Annotated in this window: 17 protein-coding genes and 1 pseudogene; 4 read left to right on the forward strand and 14 right to left on the reverse strand. The window is 74.2% G+C overall.

Going from position 1 to position 19,328, the window contains the following annotated elements:
* Positions 1–328 (reverse strand): annotated as a pseudogene (locus tag VE546_RS00290) (hypothetical protein); the annotation flags it as partial.
* Complete coding sequence (locus VE546_RS00295; protein ID WP_324916318.1) at positions 325–723, reverse strand: hypothetical protein; 399 nt, start codon at positions 721–723, stop codon at positions 325–327. The pseudogene VE546_RS00290 and the gene VE546_RS00295, both read right to left, overlap by 4 nt.
* 167 nt (positions 724–890) lie before the next feature.
* On the opposite strand from VE546_RS00295, the gene VE546_RS00300 reads away from it, so the two are divergent.
* On the forward strand, positions 891–1,154 hold the full coding sequence (locus VE546_RS00300; protein ID WP_324916321.1) for a GntR family transcriptional regulator: 264 nt from the start codon (positions 891–893) through the stop codon (positions 1,152–1,154).
* A gap of 94 nt (positions 1,155–1,248) precedes the next feature.
* On the opposite strand, the gene VE546_RS00305 is transcribed toward VE546_RS00300, so the two are convergent.
* The 9 genes from VE546_RS00305 to VE546_RS00345 all read right to left on the reverse strand — a co-directional run bounded on the left by VE546_RS00305 (position 1,249) and on the right by VE546_RS00345 (position 12,492).
* Positions 1,249–2,205 (reverse strand): ABC transporter substrate-binding protein, encoded by a 957-nt coding sequence (locus VE546_RS00305; RefSeq protein ID WP_324916326.1) that lies wholly within the window; start codon positions 2,203–2,205, stop codon positions 1,249–1,251.
* A 68-nt stretch (positions 2,206–2,273) separates the two neighbouring features.
* A complete protein-coding gene (locus VE546_RS00310) occupies positions 2,274–4,319 on the reverse strand; it encodes an ABC transporter permease subunit (RefSeq protein ID WP_324916329.1) in 2,046 nt (681 codons plus the stop codon).
* Positions 4,316–5,437: a betaine/proline/choline family ABC transporter ATP-binding protein gene (locus tag VE546_RS00315; protein ID WP_324916332.1), complete on the reverse strand. Its 1,122-nt coding sequence runs from the start codon at positions 5,435–5,437 to the stop codon at positions 4,316–4,318. The genes VE546_RS00310 and VE546_RS00315 overlap by 4 nt, the downstream gene beginning before the upstream one ends.
* Positions 5,434–7,023: a GMC family oxidoreductase gene (locus tag VE546_RS00320; protein WP_324916334.1), complete on the reverse strand. Its 1,590-nt coding sequence runs from the start codon at positions 7,021–7,023 to the stop codon at positions 5,434–5,436. The genes VE546_RS00315 and VE546_RS00320 overlap by 4 nt, the downstream gene beginning before the upstream one ends.
* 110 nt (positions 7,024–7,133) lie before the next feature.
* Complete coding sequence (locus VE546_RS00325) at positions 7,134–8,636, reverse strand: aldehyde dehydrogenase family protein (RefSeq protein WP_324916337.1); 1,503 nt, start codon at positions 8,634–8,636, stop codon at positions 7,134–7,136.
* 483 nt (positions 8,637–9,119) lie between these two features.
* Positions 9,120–10,109 carry a malate dehydrogenase gene (locus tag VE546_RS00330; protein WP_324916339.1) on the reverse strand — a complete coding sequence of 330 codons (990 nt, stop codon included), beginning with the start codon at positions 10,107–10,109 and terminating at the stop codon, positions 9,120–9,122.
* 259 nt (positions 10,110–10,368) lie between these two features.
* Positions 10,369–10,980 carry a DUF2690 domain-containing protein gene (locus VE546_RS00335; RefSeq protein ID WP_324916341.1) on the reverse strand — a complete coding sequence of 204 codons (612 nt, stop codon included), beginning with the start codon at positions 10,978–10,980 and terminating at the stop codon, positions 10,369–10,371.
* 191 nt (positions 10,981–11,171) lie between these two features.
* Positions 11,172–11,633, reverse strand: a complete 462-nt coding sequence (locus tag VE546_RS00340) for a DUF3017 domain-containing protein (protein WP_324916344.1) — start codon at positions 11,631–11,633, stop codon at positions 11,172–11,174.
* Complete coding sequence (locus tag VE546_RS00345) at positions 11,623–12,492, reverse strand: bifunctional methylenetetrahydrofolate dehydrogenase/methenyltetrahydrofolate cyclohydrolase (RefSeq protein WP_324916348.1); 870 nt, start codon at positions 12,490–12,492, stop codon at positions 11,623–11,625. Before VE546_RS00345 ends, VE546_RS00340 begins: the two co-directional genes overlap by 11 nt.
* A gap of 476 nt (positions 12,493–12,968) precedes the next feature.
* On the opposite strand from VE546_RS00345, the gene VE546_RS00350 reads away from it, so the two are divergent.
* Both VE546_RS00350 and VE546_RS00355 read left to right on the forward strand, forming a co-directional pair.
* Positions 12,969–13,616 (forward strand): RDD family protein, encoded by a 648-nt coding sequence (locus tag VE546_RS00350; protein ID WP_324916351.1) that lies wholly within the window; start codon positions 12,969–12,971, stop codon positions 13,614–13,616.
* Positions 13,617–13,818: 202 nt separating this feature from the next.
* The gene (locus VE546_RS00355; RefSeq protein ID WP_324916353.1) at positions 13,819–14,358 is read left to right on the forward strand and encodes a hypothetical protein; all 540 of its coding nucleotides are present in this window, start codon (positions 13,819–13,821) and stop codon (positions 14,356–14,358) included.
* Between the two features lie 71 nt (positions 14,359–14,429).
* Here VE546_RS00355 and purH read toward each other — a convergent pair whose 3' ends face one another.
* Entirely contained in the window at positions 14,430–16,034 is a 1,605-nt protein-coding gene (purH, locus tag VE546_RS00360; protein WP_324916356.1) for a bifunctional phosphoribosylaminoimidazolecarboxamide formyltransferase/IMP cyclohydrolase, read from the reverse strand.
* Positions 16,027–16,680 carry a phosphoribosylglycinamide formyltransferase gene (gene purN, locus VE546_RS00365; protein WP_324916359.1) on the reverse strand — a complete coding sequence of 218 codons (654 nt, stop codon included), beginning with the start codon at positions 16,678–16,680 and terminating at the stop codon, positions 16,027–16,029. Before purN ends, purH begins: the two co-directional genes overlap by 8 nt.
* 247 nt (positions 16,681–16,927) lie before the next feature.
* Between purN and VE546_RS00370 the strand changes: the two genes are divergently transcribed.
* Entirely contained in the window at positions 16,928–17,839 is a 912-nt protein-coding gene (locus VE546_RS00370; RefSeq protein ID WP_324916362.1) for a hypothetical protein, read from the forward strand.
* A gap of 101 nt (positions 17,840–17,940) precedes the next feature.
* Here VE546_RS00370 and VE546_RS00375 read toward each other — a convergent pair whose 3' ends face one another.
* On the reverse strand, positions 17,941–19,242 hold the full coding sequence (locus tag VE546_RS00375) for a DUF6350 family protein (RefSeq protein WP_324916365.1): 1,302 nt from the start codon (positions 19,240–19,242) through the stop codon (positions 17,941–17,943).
* Positions 19,243–19,328 lie beyond the last annotated feature (86 nt).

Consider the following 19,328-nt stretch of genomic DNA (forward strand, 5'->3'; position numbering starts at 1 on the left):
GGTAGGCCAGCGGCGACAGGCAGCCGCGCATCCCGCGCAGCATCGCGGGCACGTCCTGCCCGACCAGCACCCCGTACGCCACCCCCGGCACCATCGGCTCCCGGCGGCGGACGGTCCAGCACAGCCGGTACCAGCCCCCGCTATCAGGTTCCGTGGGCGGTTCGGCCGCCGCCGGGAGCGCGGGATGGCACGAGCAGCCGCACACCAGATGGCGGACGCCGGGGACGCCGCTGTCCCGGGGCTCGCCGTCGGCGCAGTCGGCGTGGAGGCCGATGACGCAGTGCGGGGAGCGGTACTCCGGCTCGGTCACCCGCACTCCGCCGGTCACCACCGCCCCTCCCCGGCCCCGGCCGCCGCGGCCCGCACGGGGCGGGCGTGGATGTCGCGGGTGTCCAGGTCCAGCCCCATCGTGGCCAGCCACAGCACCCGCCTGCGTCGCCGCCGCACGGCCCGCTCGTGCGCCGTCCAGTACGGCCGCACCAGCGCCGAGTCCGCGCCGTTCAGCGGCGCGGCCTGCTCCCGGCTGTACGGCGACCGCTGCGCGGGAATCCGGACGGCCGGATCTTCGCCGCTCAGCGCAGGCCGAGCGGAACCCGCCCGGTGCGCGGGTGTCGGCTCCGGGCCCCCACGGTGCCTGCCGGTGGCCGGAAGCATCCGGACGATCAGGCGGGCGAGGACAGGGCTGTACGCCCGGTCCAGGGCACGCGCGATAAGGTCGCGCACGTCATCAACTCCTTGGAAGTTGGTGGCCATGCCCCCGGGCCGTCGCGAGCGGTCGCGGGGGTTCCTTGTGCGTGACCGAGCCTAGAAAGCCTGTATGCACCTGTCTACCCATAGCTATAGATAGGAGCTTCTATGTCCAGGTGTGCACAGATACGTAGCCTCGGTGCGTGACCGAGTTCGAATTTGACCCGACACGGCCGAAGTGGGAGCAGATCGCCGATGCGGTCCGGGAGCGCATCCGCAGCGGCGAGTACCCGCCACGCCATCTGATCTCCGAGGTGCGGCTCGAAGCGGAGTTCGGGGTCGCGCGGGTCACGGTCAGGAAGGCGACGGCAGCCCTGCGCGAGGAAGGGCTGATCTCCACCACCCCGGGCATGGGCTCGTTCGTGGCGGACCCCGAGGACGCCGCCGAGCGGCAGGGGAAGAAGTAGCCGCCCCGTCCGCCCCCGGCAACACGGCGGGCCCGGAACGCCTCCGCGTTCCGGGCCCGTAGCCGGGTGACCGTACGGCTCGCGCCGTGCCGGGTCAGTTCTCCGGGAGCCACTTCTCCCAGGTGGACCTGTTCTCCTTGGCCCACTTGGCCGCCGCGGCCTCCGAGGACATGCCGTCGCCGGCGATCCACTTGGCGACCTGGTTCTGCTGCTCGGTGGACCAGCGGAACCTCTTCAGGAACTCCGCCGCCTCGCCGCCCTTCTTCGCGAAGTCGGCGTTGAGGTACTTCTGCAGCGGGGTGTCGGGGTAGGCGCAGGCGACCTTCGCCGGGTCGGCGTCGCAGCCCTCGGTGTACTTGGGCAGCTCGACCTCGACCATGTCGACCTCGGCGTTGAGCCACTGCGGCGTCCACCAGTACGTCAGGAACGGCTCCTTGTCCTCGACGTACTTCTTGATCTGGGTGATCTGGGCGGCTTCGCTGCCCGCGTAGACCGTCTTCAGGTTCAGGTCGAGGTTCTTGATGAGCGCCTCGTCGTGGGTGGTGTACGACGGCGAGCCCTCCAGGAGCTGGCCCTTGCCGTTGCTCTCGGTGGTCTTCAGCTCGTCGGCGTACTTGTCGAGGTTCTTCCAGTGGGTGACGTCGGGGTGCTCGTCCGCGAAGTACTTGGGGACGAACCAGCCGATGTGGCCGGTCACCCCGAGGTCGCCGCCCCTGACGACGGTCTTCTTCTCCTCGACGTAGAGCTTCTCCTTCTCCGCGACGCCGCCCCAGTCCTCCAGGATCGCGTCGACCTTGCCGCTGCTGAGGGCGTCCCAGGCGACCGGCTCGTCCATCTGGATGAGCTTGGCCCGGGCGCCGAGCTCCTTCTCCAGGACGTGCTTGGCGACGGCGGCGTTGGCCTCGGCGCCGACCCAGGAGGGGACGGCGATGGTGACGGTGTCGTCCCTGGCGCCGATGTCGGTGGCGGCGGCGGTGCAGGCGCTGAGCGCCGCCGCCAGGCCGAGGGCGGTGGCGGCGGCCAGGGCGGTGCGTGCTCGTCCGGTGTTCATGCTGGCGGGTCCTTCCGTGCTGTCGTCCCCGCGCGGGGCCGGGACGGGATGGGGCTTCGGCCGGGCCGTCAGCGCCGGTGCGCCGCGGCCGGCTGGGTGATCCGGTCCAGGACCACGCCGAGGCAGACGATCGCCGCGCCGGAGGTGAGGCCGATGCCGAGTTCGCTCTTCTGCAGGCCGTAGACGACGCCGTAGCCGAGCGCGCCGCCGCCCACCAGGCCGCCGATGACGACGATGGCGAGGACGAGGACGACGCCCTGGTTGACGGCCAGCAGCAGGGCGGGCCGGGCCAGCGGGAGCTGGACCTGGCGGAGCTGCTGCCAGGTGGAGGCGCCCATCGAGCGGGCCGCCTCCAGGGCCGCGGGGTCGGTCTGCCGGATGCCCTGGACGGTGATGCGGACGACGGCGGGCAGCGCGTACACCACCGCCGCGGTGATCGCCGCGGTGCGGCTGGCGTTGAACAGCGCCACCACCGGGATCAGGTAGACGAACTGCGGCATCGTCTGCATCACGTCGAGCACCGGCCGGATCGCCCGCTCCAGCGGCTCGGCGCGGGCCGCCAGGACGCCGACGGCGAAGCCCAGCAGCAGGGTGAGCACCAGGGCCGCGAGCACCTGCGAGAGGGTGTTGAGCGAGGCGGACCACAGGCCCATCGCGCCGACCGCCGCGAGGGCCGCGGTGGCGGTCAGGGCGGTGCGCCAGGTGCCCACCAGCAGGGCGAGGGCGGCGACGGCCAGGAGCAGCAGCCACCAGGGGGCGCCCTGGAGTCCGGCGCGCAGCGGGTTGAGCACCCACCGGGCGAAGTTCTCCGACCAGGTCTCGGTGCCGCCGACGAGCGGGAGGCCCGAGCCGAGGTGCTCGGTGATCCAGGTGACGGCGGCGTTGACCGGGGCGGCGATGCTCACGGTCCAGCCGTCCGGCCACTCCTTCCCGGCGACGGCGGAGGCGGCCACCGAGGCGGCGACGGCCGCGGCGGCGACGGCGGGCCGCAGGACGCGCGGGAGCCGGCCGGAGCCGGGACGCGGGGCGGCGTCCAGCCGCTCGCCGGCGGCGGCGGTGGTGCGGTCCAGCCAGATGGCGATGAGCACGATGGCGATGCCGGGGCCGAGCGCCTGGCCGACGTCCACCCGGGACAGGGCCGTGAAGACCTCGTCGCCCAGGCCGCCCGCGCCGATCACCGAGGCGAGGACGACCATCGACAGGCACATCATGATGGTCTGGTTCAGGCCGAGCAGCATCTGCCGGCGGGCCAGCGGCAGCCGGGCCGTCCACAGCCGCTGCCAGGGACCGGCGCCCAGGGAGACGGACGCCTCCAGCGCGGCCGGGTCGGCGCCGCGCAGGCCGAGCGAGGTGAGTCGGGCCATGGGCGGGGCCGCGTAGATGACGGTGGCGATCAGGGCCGAGGGCACGCCGATGCCGAACAGCAGGACGAACGGCAGCAGGTAGGCGAACGCCGGCATCACCTGCATGGTGTCGAACACCGGCCGCAGCAGCTTCTCGCAGCGGTGGGAGAGGCCGGCGGCCAGGCCGAGCAGCGCGCCGACGACGGCCGAGGCGGCGACCGCGACGACCATCAGCGCCAGGGTCTCCATCGCGGGTTCCCACAGGCCCAGCAGCCCGATCACGGCGAAGGTGCCCAGGGCGGTGCCCGCCGTGCGCAGCGCCCGGCGGCCGGTGTCGGCGCCGCCCGCCCACCAGGCGAGGACCACGGCCAGGCCGGTCACACCGGTCCAGCCGAGCCCTTCGAGGACGGCGAGCACGCCGTCCACGGCGTACTGGGCGTTGTTGCTGATGTGCAGCAGGAAGTACAGGAACAGCCAGTGCGACTCGCGGTTGTCGACCAGCCAGGCGTCGAGTTCCGCCAGCGGGGAGCGGACGTCGTACGTCAGGGCGGAGGGCCAGCTTCCGCTGCCCCACAGCGCGGCGGCGGCGGGGAGCGCCACGGCCGCGAGGACGGCGAGCGGGAGCAGCTTCCGTCCGGCGGGGTGCCCGGTGATCCGGCGCAGGACGCCCGGCCGTGCCGGGGGCTTGCGCGGCTCGGGGTCCGCTCCGGCGGTCGCGGAGGACGCCGGCTTCCGCGCCGGGCGGGAGGGGGAGGAGGCGACGGCGCTCATGCGGCGGTCACCTCCTCCCGCGGGGTGCCGGGGCCGCCGGCGTCGGGGTCCACTCCGGCGACGACGGCCAGCAGCCGGGCGTGGTCCACGACGCCGAGGGTGCGGCCGTTCTCCACGACGCGGACGTGTCCGCCGCTGCGGGCCACGGCCTCGATGGCCTCGGAGACCACCGTGTCGGGGGTGACGGCGACTCCGGCGTCGGCCTCGCCCGCCAGGGCGGGGCGCATCGCGCGGCGGACGGAGATGACCTGTTCGCGCGGCACGTCGCGGACGAAGTCGCGGACGTAGTCGTCGGCCGGGGCGGAGACGATCTCCTCGGGGGTGCCGAGCTGGACGATCTGCCCGTCGCGCATCAGCGCGATGCGGTCGCCGACGCGCAGCGCCTCGGACAGGTCGTGGGTGATGAAGACCATCGTGCGGCCCTCCTCGCGGTGGAGCCGGATGACCTCTTCCTGCATGTCGCGGCGGATCAGCGGGTCCAGGGCGCTGAACGGCTCGTCGAACAGCAGCACCTCGGGGTCCACGGCGAGCGCGCGGGCCAGGCCGACGCGCTGCTGCTGGCCGCCGGAGAGCTGGCGGGGGCGGCGGTCGCCGAATCCGGCCAGGCCGACCTTCTCGATCATCTCGGCGGCCCGGGCGCGGCGTTCTGCCCTGCCCACGCCCTGGATCTCCAGGCCGTAGGCGACGTTGTCGAGGACCGTGCGGTGCGGCAGCAGGCCGAAGTTCTGGAAGACCATGGCGGCGCGGCGGCGGCGCAGTTCGCGCAGCCGGGCCTTGTCCATGGCCAGGACGTCCTCGCCGTCGATGTGGAGGGTGCCGCTGGTGGGCTCGATCAGCCTGGTCAGGCAGCGCACGAGGGTGGACTTGCCGGAGCCGGACAGGCCCATGACGACGAAGACCTCACCGCGGGCGACGTCGAAGGAGACGTCGCGCACGGCGGCGGTGCAGCCGGTCCTCGCGCGCAGTTCGGCGGCGGGCAGGCCGGTCAGGGACTCGTCGCCGGGTATCCGGTGGGCCTTGGGGCCGAATACCTTCCACAGGTTGCGGACGGAGAACACCGGATCGGCGGTCGTGGGAGCGGCTGTGGTCGTGGGGGTCGTGGGGGCTGCTGTGGTCACGCGGCATCTCCCGGTGTCGTGGTCGGGGCGGAGGCGGTGGGGGGTGAGACCGAGGGGCTGTCGGCGCGCAGCAGGTCGGCGGCCTTCTCCCCGACCATCAGCACGCCGATCATGGGGTTGACGGCGGGGATGGTGGGGAAGACCGACGCGTCGGCGATGCGGACGCCGTCCAGTCCGCGGATGCGCAGGTGCGGGTCGACCACGGCCGTCGGGTCGTCGGCCGCGCCCATCTTGCAGGTGCCGGCCGGGTGGTAGACGGTGTGCGCGGCCCTGCGCGCGTACTCGCTCAGCTCCTCGTCGGAGGTGATGTCCGGCCCCGGGCAGACCTCCCGCTTCAGCCAGGAGTCCAGCGGCGCGGTCTTCGCGATCTGCCGGGCGATGCGGATGCCGTCGACGAGGGTGCGGGCGTCGTAGTCCTCCTCGTCGGTGAAGTAGCGGAAGTCCAGGGCGGGTTTGACCGACGGGTCGGCGCTGGTGAGGTAGAGGCGTCCGCGGCTGCGGGGCTTGGGGATGTTGGGGGTCATCGACACGCCGTGCGCGGGCCTTCGGTAGCCCAGCCGCTCGGGGTTGTCGGTGAAGGGGATCTGGTAGAAGTGGAACATCAGGTCCGGACCGGGCGAGTTGGGGTCCCGGCGGACGAACAGGCCCGCGTCGGAGTCCATCGCCGAGTTCTCGGGGATCGGTCCGTGGGTCTCCCAGACGATGACCGACTCGGGGTGGTCGAGCAGGTTCTCGCCGACGCCCGGCAGGTCGTGGACGACGGGGATGCCCAGCGCCCTCAGGTCGGCGGCGGGGCCGACGCCGGAGAGCAGCAGCAGCCGCGGGGTGTCCACGGCGCCCGCGCACAGCACCACCTCGCGCCCGGCGCGCACCAGCTTCTCCTCGCCGTCCTTGGTGCGGACGTGGACGCCGGTGACGCGGCTGCCGTCGAACTCCAGCCGGTACGCCCAGGTCTCCAGCCACAGGTGGAGGTTGGGGCGGTCGCCGGCCTCCAGGTGGGGGTGGAGGTAGGCGACGGAGGCGGAGGACCGCTTGTTGGTCTCCGGGTGGTAGGCGAGGTCGAAGAAGCCGACGCCCTCGTGGAACGGCTTCTTGTTGAAGCCCTCCACGCGCGGCACGCCGAGCGCGGCCTGGGCGGCGTCGACGAAGTCGCGGGCGATGGCGTTGCGGTCCTTCTCGTCCACCGGGACGATGTTGTTGCGCAGCCGGTGGTAGTAGGGCTCCATCGCGATGGCGTTCCAGCCGGTGGCCCCGGCCGCCTCCCACTCCTCCCAGTCCGACGGCAGCGGCTTGAAGGAGATCAGGGTGTTGTGCGAGGAGCAGCCGCCGAGCACGCGGGCGCGGCTGTGCCGGATGTGGGAGTTGCCGCGCGGCTGTTCGGTGGTGGGGTAGTCGTAGTCGAGTTCGCCGCCGAGCAGGCCGAGCCAGCGGCGCAGGGTCAGCACCTCGGGCCGGTCGATGTCGGAGGGGCCGCCCTCGATGACGGCGACGGTGAGGTCGGGGTTCTCGGCGAGCCGGGAGGCGATCACGGAACCGGCCGTGCCGCCGCCGACCACCACGTAGTCGTAGTCGGTGTGGCTGGACATGGGTGTTGCTCCTGTAGGGGTGTCGCGGGCCGGATCGGCCCTCGGTCGCGGCGCTCCGGCGTCATCCGGTGTCAGGTGTCAGGGGACCGGGGCGCCGGGCGCCGGCGGGATCAGCCGGCGAACCAGCGGACCGGGGCGGGCCGCAGGTTCTCGTAGACGTGCTTGGTCTCGCGGTACTCGTCGAGCCCGGAGGGACCGAGCTCCCGTCCGACGCCGGACTTCCCGAAACCTCCCCACTCGGCCTGCGGGAGGTACGGGTGGTAGTCGTTGATCCACACGGTGCCGTGGCGCAGCCGGGCGGCCACCCGGCGGGCGCGGGCGGTGTCGCCGGAGAAGACGGCGCCCGCCAGCCCGTACTCGGTGTCGTTGGCGAGGGTCACGGCCTCGTCCTCGGTGCGGAAGGTCTCGACGGTGAGGATCGGGCCGAAGGTCTCCTCGCGGACCACCCGCATGCCGCGGTGGCAGCGGTCGAGGACGGTGGGGGCGTAGAAGTAGCCGGTGGCCGGGCGCACCTCGGAGGGCTCGGGCCGTTCGCCGCCGCAGCGCAGCACGGCGCCCTCGGCCAGCGCGGAGGCCACGTACGCCTCGGTCTTGTCGAGCTGCTGCTGGGAGACCAGCGGGCCGCACTCGACGCCGGGCTCGGTGCCGCGGCCGATGCGGATGCGGCGGGCGCGGCGGGCCAGTTCGGCGACGAAGCGGTCGCGGACGGACTCCTCGACGATGAGGCGGCTGCCCGCCGAGCAGACCTGGCCGCTGTGGATGAAGGCCGCGTTGAGCGCCTGGTCGACGGCGGTGTCGAAGCCCTCCTCGGTGGCGCAGGCGTCGGCGAAGACGACGTTGGGGTTCTTGCCGCCCAGCTCCAGCGCGACCTTCTTCACGGTCGCGGCCGCGGCGGCGGCCACCTTGGTGCCGCTGGCCAGGCCGCCGGTGAAGGAGACCAGGTCCACGCCGGGGTGGGCGGACATCCGGGCGCCGACCGGGTCGCCGGGGCCGGTGACGAGGTTGGCGACGCCCGCCGGGAGGCCCGCCTCGGCCAGCAGCCTCACCAGGTGGACGGTGGACAGCGGGGTGATCTCGCTGGGCTTGACGACGAGGGTGTTGCCCGCGGCGAGCGCCGGGGCGATCTTCCAACTGGCCTGGAGGAGGGGGTAGTTCCAGGGGGTGATCAGCGCGCAGACCCCGACCGGTTCGCGGACGACGACGCTGTGCACGTCCGCGCTGCCCGCGTCGACCACGCGTCCGCCCGACTCGTTGACCACCAGGTCGGCGAAGTAGCGGAAGGCGGCCGTGACGTCGTCGACGTCGATCCGGCCCTCCGCGAGGGTCTTGCCGGTGTCGCGGGACTCGGTGAGCGCGAGCTCCTCGCGGTCCCGCTGGAGGAGGTCGGCGACGCGGCGCAGCAGGGCCGCCCGCTCGGCGGCGGGCGTGCGCGGCCAGTCCCCGGTGTCGAAGGCGCGGCGGGCGGCCGCGACCGCGGCGTCGGTGTCCTCCGTACCGCCCTCGGCGACGACCGCGAGCACCGAGGCGTCGGCGGGGTCGAGAACCTCCCGGGTCGCTCCGGAGGCGGCCGGGCGCCACTGGCCGTCGATGTGCATGGTCTCGAGTGCCGACACGTTCCGTACTGCCTTCCTTGCAAGGTGTTGTTCTTGCTCGGCGGTGCCGAGCGAGAGCCACGCCTGCCCGGCTTTGAAGGATCCATGCCTTCGAATTCGCAATAAGTGGATCTCTTCACAAAGGAATGCATGGATCGTCACGCGTTTTGGCAAGGAATTTAAATCGATGTCCGGGTTTTTAGGGACGAAAAGGGCATGACGAAGCGCATCCGGGAGCGCACGCGGAGCGGATGGCAGAACGTACGGGAAGCACAGGACGTACAGAACGTCGTCCTGCGGGTCGGCAAGGGCCGGGAGGGAGGCGGAACGGGGCCGGGCGGGGGTGGAGCGGGGGGCGCGGACCGAGGGGCGGGGAGGCGTACGGAAGCCGGTGGAGGACCGGCGGAGGACACGGCTCCGGACGCGCGCCGGCCCCGGCGCCGGAGGGTGTCCTCCGGGGCCGGGGCCGGACGGGACCGGGCCGGGTGCGGGCCGGGGCCGGGATCAGATGAGGCCGAGGTTGCGGACGGCCTCGCGCTCCTCCTCCAGCTCCTTGACGGAGGCGTCGATGCGCGCCCGCGAGAAGTCGTTGATCTCCAGACCCTGCACGATCTCGTACCCGCCGTCCTTGCAGACGACCGGGAAGGAGGAGATCAGGCCCTCCGGAACGCCGTAGGAGCCGTCCGACGGGACGGCCATGGAGGTCCAGTCGCCCTCCGGGGTGCCGTTGACCCAGGTGTGGACGTGGTCGATGGCGGCGTTGGCGGCGGAGGCGGCCGAGGAGGCGCCGCGGGCCTCGATGATGGCGGCACCGCGCTTGGCGACGGTGGGGATGAACTCCTCGGTCAGCCACTGCTCGTCGTTGACGGTCTCGGCTGCGTTCTTGCCCGCGATCTCGGCGTGGAAGATGTCCGGGTACTGGGTCGCGGAGTGGTTGCCCCAGATGGTGAGCCTGCGGATCTCGTCCACCGGCGCGCCGGTCTTCTTGGCGAGCTGCGACAGCGCCCGGTTGTGGTCCAGGCGGGTCATCGCGGTGAACCGCTCGGCCGGTACGTCCGGGGCGGCGGCCTGCGCGATCAGGGCGTTGGTGTTGGCCGGGTTGCCGACGACCAGGACCTTGATGTCGTCCGCGGCGTGGTCGTTGATGGCCTTGCCCTGCGGCTTGAAGATCCCGCCGTTGGCCTCCAGCAGGTCACCGCGCTCCATGCCCTTGGTGCGCGGCCGGGCACCGACGAGGAGGGCGATGTTGGCACCGTCGAACGCCCGGTTCGGGTCGTCGGTGATGTCGATGCCCCTCAGCAGCGGGAAGGCGCAGTCGTCCAGCTCCATGGCGGTGCCCTCGGCGGCCTTCAGCCCCTGCGGGATCTCCAGGAGGCGCAGCGCGACCGGCACGTCCGCGCCGAGGAGCTGACCGGAGGCGATGCGGAACAGCAGCGCGTAGCCGATCTGGCCGGCGGCGCCGGTGACGGTGACATTGACGGGAGTGCGGGTCATGGCGGTCTCCGTAGTACCTGACAGTGGCGGCTGGGTCTCCAACGTATCTCTACATCAAGAGACCTGACGTCAGGCTATCCGACGGACCCGTCATGGGAGCAGCCGCCCGCGTCAGAGGAGGGCAGCGGGCGGCTGCGAGGGGGTGATGCCGCACCCGTGGGGGGTCGTGGCGGTCGTCTGCCCCGGATTCCCGTCTCCATGCCGTCCACATGCCGTCCGCATGCCGTGCGTCACCGGCCGGGGTGACCCGGCCGCCCGGTCACCGCGGGCCGGCCGTGCACCCTTGCGCACCGGCCGGGGTCGTCACGCAGGCCGACGCCGCCCCGGGGGTCGCGGCGGCGACCATCAGGGTGCGGGCCCTGCCGGAGGCGCCGACCTCGCCGTGCTGCGACGCCTCCGCCGTGGTGATCCGCAGCGTGTCCCCGGGCCCGGCCCCGCTGACCCGGGCCCAGGCCGCCCCGCACGCCTCGCTGTAGCGGACCTCGACGCGCGCCTCGCCCACCACGGCCTCGGCGACGGTCCTCACGTGGGGGCCGCCGCACCCCATGGCCTCCGGGTCCCGGCCCGTGCAGTCCTCACCGCCGCACTCCGCCCCGGCGGACCGCGCCGGCTCCCCGGAGGCGGTGGGCGAGGACACCGGCGGGGCGGTGGTGCGCTCCCCGTTCCCCGCCTCCTCGTCTGTCCCGCCCTTCACGCCCGCCGACAGGACGAACGCGGCGACGGCCACCAGCACCAGTGCGCTGGCGGCCCCCGCGGCGATCGTCCCGGCCGGGCGCCGGCCGGTGGCCCTGTGGCTTCCCGGGTCCGTCTCCTTCGGCAACGCCTTCCTGCGGGGCATCGGCCCTCCCCCCTCGTGCGCGCGTACGTCCATGGCCCGCTCCCGCGCCGGCCCCGGCCCGCGCCGGCCGCGTCCACGGGGATGCGGGACGCCGGGACGGCGGCTCCCGGCGGGGCCGCACGGGAGTGGATCGGGACATCGTCCCACCCCGTGCGCGTGGCCCGTCCTCCCGGGGGCGTCCTGCCGGGGGCGGGGAACGGACGGGCCGCCGCGGGCCGGTACGGCTAGCGGATGGAGAAGCGGATGACGCTCTCCAGGAAGGGGATCTCCAGCCACGGTTTCGGCTGCGCCATCATCGCCAGCAGCGAGATCGCCGTTCCCAGGACGCCGTACGTCACCACGTCCGTGAAGCGGGAGCGCACCGCGAGCATCCCCACCGAGGGCACCGCCCAGCGCAGCACGGCCCCGGCGAGCATGGACGCGCCGATGATCAGGATGCCCGCGCGGAAGTCGCCGAGGGTCACCAGCAGGCCGGTGGCCGCCCCGGCCAGCACGCACAGCAGCGGCCACTGGCGCGCGGGCGCCGGGGCGTCCCCGGGGGCGGCCCGCCCGCCGCCCTCGGGGCGGGCGGTGTCGCGCGTGATCGGCGGGAACCGCCGGGAACGGCGCTCCGGGGCCCCGGCGGCTCCCGGCGCCTTCCCCGCCCCGGCCTTCCCGGCCCCGGCCTTTCCGGCATCAGCCGACACGGCCCGCCTCCGCGGCGCGCTCGGCTGCCTGGACGACGTTCGCCAGCAGCATCGCCCGCGTCATCGGGCCGACGCCGCCCGGGTTCGGGGAGAGCCACCCGGCGACCTCGGCGACGTCCGGGTGCACATCGCCGACGATCTTCCCCGTCGCGTCCCGGCTGACGCCCACGTCCAGCACGGCCGCGCCCGGCCGGATGTGCTCGGCGCGGATCAGGTGCGGCGACCCGGCCGCCGCCACCACGATGTCCGCCTCGCGCAGCCGCGCGCCCAGGTCGCGGGTGCCGGTGTGGCACAGGGTCACCGTCGCGTTCTCGGTGCGGCGGGTGAGCAGCAGCCCGATGGAGCGGCCCACCGTGATCCCGCGGCCGACGACGGTCACGTTCGCCCCGTTGATCTCCACCTTGTGGCGGCGGAGCAGTTCGATGATGCCGTTCGGGGTGCACGGCAGCGGTGCCGGCTCGTTCAGCACCAGCCGGCCGAGGTTGGTCGGGTGCAGCCCGTCGGCGTCCTTGGCGGGGTCCATCAGCTCCAGGACACGGTTGGTGTCCACCCCGCGCGGCAGCGGGAGCTGCACGATGTAGCCGGTGCAGGCCGGGTCGTCGTTCAGCTCGCGGACCACCGCCTCGATGTCCTCCTGGCTCGCGGTGGCGGGCAGTTCGCGCTGGATGGAGGCGATGCCGACCTGGGCACAGTCGCGGTGCTTGCCCGCCACGTACTTCCGGCTGCCGACGTCGTCCCCGACCAGGAGGGTGCCCAGACCTGGCTGGACACCGCGGGCCTTGAGGGCCTCGACGCGGGTGGTGAGTTCGGACTTGATCGCGGCTGCGGCGGCCTTGCCGTCGAGAATCTGGGCGGTCATGGGACCATCCTCCCGGATGGGGGGAGCAGGTCTCCAATCGCCTCCCGCGCGCCCGCGGCCCGTGTCCGCACGGGGTGAGCGGCGGCGTGACCGGCGGTGCGGCACGCGAGGAAGGCATGCGGGAGGGGCGCGCGCCGGGGCACGCCCCGGCGGCGGGGGCGGCGGGCTCCGACAAGCGGCACGGCCTACCGGACCCGCAGGTCATCGGGGTGTCCCCGGCACGTTGCGGAATCGCCACATTCCACGATCTTGGCTGGACAGCGCCGGTGATCACCACCACCATGAGGCGCCGGCGCCGCATCCGCAGGGAGGCCGACGGTACGGCGCACGGGGGGAGGCACGCTCATGCACGCTCATCCACGGCCCGCGGTCCTCACGCGGCGGGGCCGCCGGGGTCGCGCGGTGTTCCCCCCGACGTCCCCCAGGACGCGTCCCGGCCCATCGTCCTCGTTCCGCCCGCTCGGAGGAGACCGCTCATGAGTTACCCACCGCCGCCCGGCGGCCAGTCGCCGTCCCCCTACGGGCAGCCCCCGCAGCAGCCCGGTTACGGGTACCCCCAGCAGGGCGTGCCGCAGCAGGGGTACGGACACCCGCAGCAGGGCGCGTACCCGCAGTACCCGCAGCAGCCCTACGGCGGCGGCGCGCCGTCGTACGCGAGCTGGGGCGCCCGGGTCGGCGCCACGCTGCTGGACGGCCTGATAGCCGGCCTGCTGCCGATGATCCCGGTCGTGATCGGCTACGTACAGATCATCGGGGCCGCCGTGGACGCGGCCGAGAGCTGCCCGGTCGGCGACACGGCCTGCGCGCAGACCAGCGTCGAGGTCCCCGGCAGCGCCTGGGTGCTGATCCTCATCGGCGTCCTGCTGTCCCTGGCCGGCTTCCTGTGGCTGACCTACCAGGAGGGCAGCACCGGCCAGACGCCCGGCAAGAAGGCCCTCAAGATCCGGCTGGTGCGGCAGGCCGACGGCCGGCCGCTCGGCTTCGGCATGGCCTTCGTGCGGCGGCTGGCGCACGCCCTGGACGGCATGGCCTGCTACATCGGCTACCTGTGGCCGCTGTGGGACGACAAGAAGCAGACCTTCGCCGACAAGGTCGTGAACACCGTCGTCGTCAGGCAGCAGTAGGACCGCCCTCCGGTTCCTCCCCGGATCTCCCCGTCCACGCCGGGCAGGGATGGTCCGGCCGGTACGGGGCACTGGGTCATGAGGAGTGGCGCGGCCCGCAGGCGGGCACCGCGCCCGGCGAGGCGCCGAGGGCCGCACCGCGGGGAGACCGCGGCGCGGCCCTCGGCGTCGGGCCCACCACCGACTGCCCGGAGGAACCGCCATGAGCAGCTCCGACCCGAACAACAACCCCAACGATCCGTACCGGAAGAACCCGTACGAGGAGCCTCCCGGCCAGTCCTACGGGCAGCAGCAGCCCTACGGACAGCCCCCCGGACCGTACGGCGCTCCCGGCGGCAGCCCGCCCGGGGCGATGCCGGGCAAGGTCAACTCGTCCCGGCTGATCTTCCTCATCGCCGGCGGACTCCAGGCGCTCTTCTCGCTGCTGGCCATCGTCACCTTCGCCGCGGCGCAGAACGAACTGGAGGACGTCTACGGCGACCTGGGCGTCGGCACCGGCGTCTACTACACGCTGTTCACGCTCTTCCTGATCCACGCGATCGTGGGCATCGCGCTGGCGGTGAAGTTCCCGCAGGGCGGCAACGGCCTGCGGATCGGGGCCGTCGTCTGGGCGGCCGTCCTCATCCTGATCGGCCTCCTGGCGCTGCCGCTCGGACTGCTGTGGGTCGCCCTGGGCATCGTCTGCCTGGTGCTGCTGTCCTCCGCCGAGTCGGCCGGGTGGTTCCATCGGCCGCGGACCTGACCCATGACGCGCGCCGCCCCGCCCGGGCACCGGGCGGGGCGGCGGCCTGTGGCATCGGGATCAGTGGGAGGTCAGTGGAAGAAGTGCCGCGTGCCCGTGAGGTACATCGTCACGCCCGCCGCCCTCGCCGCCTCGATCACCTGCTCGTCGCGGACCGAACCGCCCGGCTGGACCACGGCGCGCACGCCGGCGGCCGTCAGGACCTCCAGGCCGTCGGGGAAGGGGAAGAAGGCGTCGGAGGCGGCGTACGACCCGCGGGCCCGCTCCTCGCCCGCCCGCTGGACGGCCAGCCTGGCGGAGTCCACGCGGTTGACCTGGCCCATGCCGACGCCGACCGTGGCGCCGTCCTTGGCCAGCAGGATCGCGTTGGACTTCACCGCCCGGCAGGCGCGCCAGGCGAAGGCCAGCTCGGCCAGTTCCTCCTCGCCCAGTGCCTCGCCCGCGGCCAGGGTCCAGGTGGCCGGGTCGTCGCCCGGCGCCTGGAGGCGGTCGGCGACCTGGAGCAGCGCGCCGCCGTCGACCGGCTTGTGCTCCACGGTCGCGGCCGGCGCGTCGGGGCAGCGCAGCACGCGGATGTTCTTCTTCCGGGACAGCACCTCCACCGCGCCGTCCTCGTAGCCGGGGGCGACGATGACCTCGGTGAAGATCTCCGCGACCTGCTCGGCCATCGCCACGGAGACCGGCCGGTTGACGGCGATCACGCCGCCGAAGGCCGACAGCGGGTCGCAGGCGTGGGCCTTGCGGTGGGCCTCGGCGACGTCCGCGCCGATCGCGATGCCGCAGGGGTTGGCGTGCTTGATGATCGCCACGCACGGCTCGGCGTGGTCGTACGCGGCCCGCCGCGCGGCCTCGGTGTCCGTGTAGTTGTTGTAGGACATCTCCTTGCCGTGGAGCTGCTCGGCGTCGGCGAGGCCGCCGCGCCCGTCGCTGTAGAGTGCGGCGGGCTGGTGCGGGTTCTCGCCGTAGCGCAGGACGCCGCGGCGCTCGTAGACGGCGCCCAGGAAGTCCGGGAAGCCGGAGTCGTCGGCCGGGGCGTAGTCGCTCGCGAACCAGGAGGCCACCGCCACGTCGTACGCCGCGGTGTGCGCGAACGCCTCGGCGGCCAGCCGCTTGCGGGCCGCCAGGTCGAAGCCGCCGTCGGCGACGGCCTTCAGCACCTCCCCGTACCGCCCGGGGTTGACGACCACGGCCACGGACGGGTGGTTCTTGGCGGCGGCGCGGACCATCGACGGGCCGCCGATGTCGATCTGCTCCACGCACTCGTCCGGGGAGGCGCCGGAGGCGACGGTCTCCCGGAAGGGGTAGAGGTTGACGACCACCAGGTCGAAGGGCTCCACGTCCAGCTCGGCGAGCTGCCTGCGGTGGTCCTCCAGGCGCAGGTCGGCGAGGATGCCCGCGTGCACGCGCGGGTGGAGGGTCTTCACGCGCCCGTCCAGGCACTCGGGGAAGCCGGTCAGCTCCTCGACCGGGGTGACCTCCACGCCCGCCGCGGCGATCCGCGCGGCCGTCGAACCGGTGGAGACGATCCGCACGCCCGCCGCGTCCAGACCGCGGGCCAGCTCCTCCAGGCCCGTCTTGTCGTAGACGCTGACCAGCGCGCGGCGGACGGGACGCTTCGTGCTGCCGGTGCCGTGGGTGCCCGGGGCGGTCGCGACGCCTTCAGAGCCTTCAGTCATGACCGAGAATGACCTTTCTTGCCTCGATGCGGTAGCCGTGGCGGGCGAGCCGTCCCACGGTGTCGACGAGCAGCCGCCGTTCGACTTCCTTGATCCGCTCGTGGAGGGTGGATTCGTCGTCGTCCTCCCGCACCTCGACCACGCCCTGGGCGATGATCGGGCCGGTGTCGACCCCGTCGTCGACGAAGTGGACGGTGCACCCGGCGACCTTCACGCCGTACGCGAGCGCGTCGCGCACGGCGTGGGCACCGGGAAAACTGGGGAGCAGGGCGGGGTGGGTGTTGACGAAGCGCCCGCCGAACCGGGCCAGGAACTCCTTGCCCACGATCTTCATGAAGCCGGCGGACACCACCAGGTCGGGCTCGTACGCCGCCGTCGCCTCGGCCAGCGCGCGGTCCCAGGCCTCCCGGGTCGGGTAGTCCCGCACCCGGCGGACGAAGGTCGGCACTCCGGCGCGCTCGGCGCGCTCCAGTCCGGCGATGCCGTCGCGGTCGGCGCCGACCGCGACGACCTCGGCGCCGTAGGCGGCCGGTCCGTGCTCGGCGACGGTGTCCAGCAGGGCCTGGAGGTTCGTTCCCGAGCCCGACACGAGCACCACGAGGCGGGCCGGGGAGTGGGGGGCGGAGGAGCGGGAAACGGAAGCCACGACGAGGCTCTCTCTCGAAGGGGTGGTGCGGCTTTGTGTGGTCGTACGAGTTCATGGGGCGGATGATTCCGGGGAACCCTACGAAGCGGCCGACCGTCAGCAACGATACCGGCACACCGGACGGCCCCCTCGGGACGGGGGGACGGCCGCCCGGTAGCGTCTGGGCTACGCATCCGTGTACGGCGGTGGGCGGAGCCGGGGCGTCCGCACCACGCCGGGACGACACCAAGGGGAAGACACAGACCACATGACGGACCGACGCCGCCGCGCGGCCTCCGCACCTTCGACCGGCCCCGCCCCGGTCCCGCTCCGGCAGCGGTGGTGGCCCTCCTCCGGCGCCTCCGCCGACGCCCCCGACGGCCTGGCCGAGCGGGGTCTCCGCGGCTCCCGGGGCGCCCGCGACGCCCGCGGCCCCGCGGACGACAACCCCTTCGCCCCGCCGCCCGAGGGACGTCCGGAGCAGCCGTGGCGCCCGCGCCTCCCGCACGGCACCGATCCGTCCGGCTCCTCCGGCGGGGACACCGGCGGCGGCCGTGACGGCGGCGGGGACCGGCCGGAGGACTCCTCCCCGGACTGGGGCAGCCGGTGGAGCAGCCGCCAGCCGCGCCGGGAGAGCGGCGGCTTCGGCGGGGGCGACCGCCCGGAGGGGCCGGGCGAGCGGGGCGGCGGACCGGGCGGACTGCGCTGGGACCCGACCGACCCCGTCCAGCGGCGGGCGCGGTACGCCCTGCTCGCCGGCATGTGGGCCTTCTTCTTCGCCCTCTTCAGCCTTCCGTGGGTGGCGACGCCGCTGGGCGCGCTGGCCGTGTACTGGGGGGCCAGTTCGCTGCGCGCCAAGGCGGGCACGGGCGGCGCGCGGTCCGGGGCCACGGCCGGGGACGTGGCCGGCACGAGCCGCCCGGCCGGACCGGAGGCCGCCGCCGCGCCGCCCCCGTACCCGGCCGGCGGACACGGGGGCAGGCCGCACCTGACGGCGGCGGTGAGCGGACTGATCACGGGCGTCGTCGCGCTGGCGGTCATCGCGGCGCAGTTCTCGGTGCAGCTCGCCTACCGCGACTACTTCGTCTGCGTCGAGGACGCCCTCACCAACTCCTCGCGCGAGGCGTGCGAGCGGCACCTTCCCGAGCGGCTGCGCCCCCTCTTCGGCGAGCGCGAGTGACACTGGCACCCGCGCCCCGGTGGTGACGCCCCGGACGTGACGCCCGACGCCCCGGCGTCACGGCCGGGGCGTCGCCGTCTTGGGCATCGCCGCCTTGAGCGTCACCGCCCGAGCCGCAGGGCGCGCAGGGCCAGGGCGCCCGGTACGCCCAGGGCGGCCGTCCAGCCCAGCGCGGCCGCCCCGGTCAGCCGCCAGTCCGGACCGAGGTGGGCCAGCGCCCCGGTGCCCAGCGGCCCGCCCGCGCAGCCGGCCAGCAGCGCCATCGCCGCCCCGCACCCGCAGGCCGCCAGCCAGGCGGCGCACGCGGTCGCCCGCCACCCCAGCGCGCACCACCCGGGCGCGGGCACGGCCGCACACGCCACGCTCCATGCCGCCACCAGTCCGGCCGCCAGCGGCACCGAGCCCGCCAGCGCCCACGTCACGGGGGTGCCCTGTCCCTCGGCGGGGAGGGCGGCCAGCAGCGGGAAGTCCGGCAGGCGCGGCAGGCCGGTCACGGCCAGCGGCCCCACCACGCTGCCCCCGCCGAGCGTGAAGCCGGGGCCGAGGCCGTAGGCCGCGCCCCAGACGGCCGCGTTCGGCGCCAGGGCCAGGGAGAGCAGCACCGTCGCCGCGTACCCCGACCAGGTGGGGGCGAGCGGCGGGAAGGCCGCCCGCTGCGCGGTGGCCACGTGCCACAGCAGGGAGCCCGCCGTCAGCAGCGCGCCCCCGGCGCACAGCGCCGCGGTCGCGGTGGCGGCGCCGCGCAGCGCGGCCGATGCCACGGCCCGGGTGAGCACGGCCCGTACGGCCGCGGGCGTGCGCCCCAGCGTGCGCCGCGCCCGGCCGGGCAGTGCCGTGGGCCTGCCCAGGCCCGTCCAGGTCCCGGCGGCGGTCGCCGCGGCCACCACGGCGGGCAGGCTCAGCGCGGCGCCCAGCGGGTCGACCCGGATCGGGCCGGAGGCCGCGTACCCGGTGACGACCGCCGCGACCAGCAGGTATCCGGCGCCGATCCACCCGGCGGCCCGCCACGGCCGGCCGCCGGCCGCCTCGCCGGGGACCGCGCCGCGCACCGTGCGGTGGAGCAGCCACAGCGGCAGGGCGCACAGCAGCAGCGGGGTCAGTCCGACGGGCGCGGGGGTGCCGCCGAGGGTTTCGGTGCGGATCAGCGGGGCACCGTGTGCCATCAGCCACAGATCGGCGGCGATGTGCAGGGCGCCGCCGGGACCGCTGTCGGGATAGGGCGAGGTGATCCACAGCAGCAGGACGACGACGGTCAGCCCTCCCAGCCCCAGCCCGGCGGCCACCGCGCCGTCGAGCAGCCGCTGTCCGGGCGGGGCCGGCCTGCGGCGGACCACCGCGGGGAGAGGCGGCTGCGGTGGTCGCGGTGCGGACGGCGTCGCGTCGTGGCGGGTCGGGGAGTGCACGTCGCCATGGTGCCAACAACGCCCGTTTCGCCCTGGTAGCGAGTAAACCATCGATGTGTCGCACACAATACGTTATGGACTTTTTC

It is taken from the genome of Streptomyces sp., from assembly GCF_035644915.1.
Classification (GTDB): Bacteria; Actinomycetota; Actinomycetes; order Streptomycetales; family Streptomycetaceae; genus Streptomyces.

Excerpts from the sequence above, each read along its gene's own strand:
- VE546_RS00305 (WP_324916326.1), bottom strand. The coding sequence starts at position 2,205 with ATGAACACCGGACGAGCACGCACCGCCCTGGCCGCCGCCACCGCCCTC.
- VE546_RS00310 (WP_324916329.1), bottom strand. The coding sequence starts at position 4,319 with ATGAGCGCCGTCGCCTCCTCCCCCTCCCGCCCGGCGCGGAAGCCGGCG.
- VE546_RS00320 (WP_324916334.1), bottom strand. The coding sequence starts at position 7,023 with ATGTCCAGCCACACCGACTACGACTACGTGGTGGTCGGCGGCGGCACG.
- VE546_RS00330 (WP_324916339.1), bottom strand. The coding sequence starts at position 10,109 with ATGACCCGCACTCCCGTCAATGTCACCGTCACCGGCGCCGCCGGCCAG.
- VE546_RS00335 (WP_324916341.1), bottom strand. The coding sequence starts at position 10,980 with ATGGACGTACGCGCGCACGAGGGGGGAGGGCCGATGCCCCGCAGGAAG.
- VE546_RS00345 (WP_324916348.1), bottom strand. The coding sequence starts at position 12,492 with ATGACCGCCCAGATTCTCGACGGCAAGGCCGCCGCAGCCGCGATCAAG.
- VE546_RS00350 (WP_324916351.1), top strand. The coding sequence starts at position 12,969 with ATGAGTTACCCACCGCCGCCCGGCGGCCAGTCGCCGTCCCCCTACGGG.
- VE546_RS00355 (WP_324916353.1), top strand. The coding sequence starts at position 13,819 with ATGAGCAGCTCCGACCCGAACAACAACCCCAACGATCCGTACCGGAAG.
- purH (WP_324916356.1), bottom strand. The coding sequence starts at position 16,034 with ATGACTGAAGGCTCTGAAGGCGTCGCGACCGCCCCGGGCACCCACGGC.
- VE546_RS00370 (WP_324916362.1), top strand. The coding sequence starts at position 16,928 with ATGACGGACCGACGCCGCCGCGCGGCCTCCGCACCTTCGACCGGCCCC.